Consider the following 1593-nt stretch of genomic DNA (forward strand, 5'->3'; position numbering starts at 1 on the left):
CGCCGGTGGCCGTCGATCTGTGGCTTGGAACGTCGATGCCTGCAGGCGCTGGGTCGGCGGGTGCGTTCGCCGCCCTCGCCGGGGCAGGCGTGGTGTCGACGCTAGTGGTGACGAGCTACCAGCGGACAATCAGCGAGCTGGTGCCCGAGGTCCTCTTCGTGACGGCGCTCGTACTTGGCCTGGTCCCGATGACCGTTGTTGGCGCCGTGGCCGGCACGGCCTCTACGTTGTGGGCAACAGCTGCGACGGTCGCGCTTGCCGGTAGCGCCGTTTTTGTGATCTGGTTCGGTCGCTGACCTGGTTCGGCGACTGTGCCGCCAATTGGTCCTCCGGTTCGACCAGAGGTCTCAGTCGCCTTGTTGTCGGTTTTCGGAATCTGTTTGTGATGAGATCCGTCGGAGTCGATGGGCTTTCTCAGGGTGATGGTGAGGAGCTGTATCGGTGCCCTCGTTCAGCGGGACCAGCCTCAAAGAGTTCGCCCTTCGCCTTCTTGGTACTACCGATCATCATTCGGGTCTATAACGACCCATTCGGCGATCGTCGCGGCGAAGTGTGCCCACGATCGCTGCCGTGCCCGATTATGCAACTGTACGACTCGGTCGTAGTCCCAGCGTTGAAGCGCGGCTTCCAGCTGGGCCACGGTCAGGGCTCCGGTAGGGACGAAGTTGCCAGCTGGTCCCAAGGTTTCCCGAGCAACAGGGAGATCTACGGCGATCACGTCGCAGCCGCAGTAAGCAGCCTCAGCGAACGGCAGCCCGAACCCCTCGTCGACGCTGAGGCCGATGTAGGTACTCGATCGCTCGAGAAGCTGCGCAAATTCATCAACTCCGGGATCGTCCAGGAACTCGACGTCGACCGGACTTGACCGAAGCACCTGCCGAGTCTCGTCCGAGACGCTGACCGCGATGATGCGGTAGTCCGATCGAACAAGATCGGAGGCTGCGAGGAGCCTGGCGACGTGTTCGTTGCGCTTGTGCCGGGCGCGCCCTATCAACAACAGTGTGTTGTTGTCTTCGGGTTCTCGCAGCGGGCGGCCCTCTACCTGCCCCGGACCCATCGGCACGACGACGACCCTGACGCTGCCGTCGGAGGCCTTGCGAATCTCTTCGGCCATATGCTCGCTGATGGCAAAGATCAGATCTGATCGATGAGCGATTCGATACAGGTCGAGCCTTCGGTACACGCGAGCCAAGCCACTTCGGGTCCGACGCCACCGTAGATCGAAGACGAAGTGTGCGTGTCGCTTGGACGGTTGCCTCAGGGGCAACGGCGTACATATCCAGACAGTGGCATCCGCTGAGACTCGAGTCAGGAGACGATCGCGGACGCCGAGCGGGCCATTCTCGATCGTGAGGTCCCAATCGTCCGGGAGTACCCGGGCGAGGTGTTCATCCAACGCCCGTTGAACCTGCCCGGCACCGGTGAACTTGTCGCCTTCAACACCGAAGACGTGGACTTGGAGGGCTTCCGAAGCTGACCCCTCGCGACTACTCGACATCGAGCCGGGATCGGATCATGGCAGCCTGACGTCGCAGGCCCTCAGGAAGTTGGACCTGTGGACTCCACCCGAGTGCGACGCGCGCTGCGTCGGTC

The 1593-nt window shown here is 62.6% G+C and carries 2 protein-coding genes; one reads left to right on the forward strand and one right to left on the reverse strand.

Features of this window, described 5'->3' with window-relative positions; all coding sequences use genetic code 11:
• Window positions 1-296 (forward strand): hypothetical protein (locus ACH2EI_RS18735; RefSeq protein WP_395161134.1); only part of this gene is annotated, 296 nt, incomplete at its 5' end.
• 200 nt (window positions 297-496) lie between these two features.
• Here ACH2EI_RS18735 and ACH2EI_RS18740 read toward each other — a convergent pair.
• Complete coding sequence (locus tag ACH2EI_RS18740; RefSeq protein WP_395153597.1) at window positions 497-1114, reverse strand: glycosyltransferase; 618 nt, start codon at window positions 1112-1114, stop codon at window positions 497-499.
• Window positions 1115-1593 lie beyond the last annotated feature (479 nt).

The sequence above is a fragment of the Ilumatobacter sp. genome (assembly GCF_041688325.1).
In the GTDB taxonomy this organism is placed as follows: Bacteria; Actinomycetota; Acidimicrobiia; order Acidimicrobiales; family Ilumatobacteraceae; genus Ilumatobacter_A.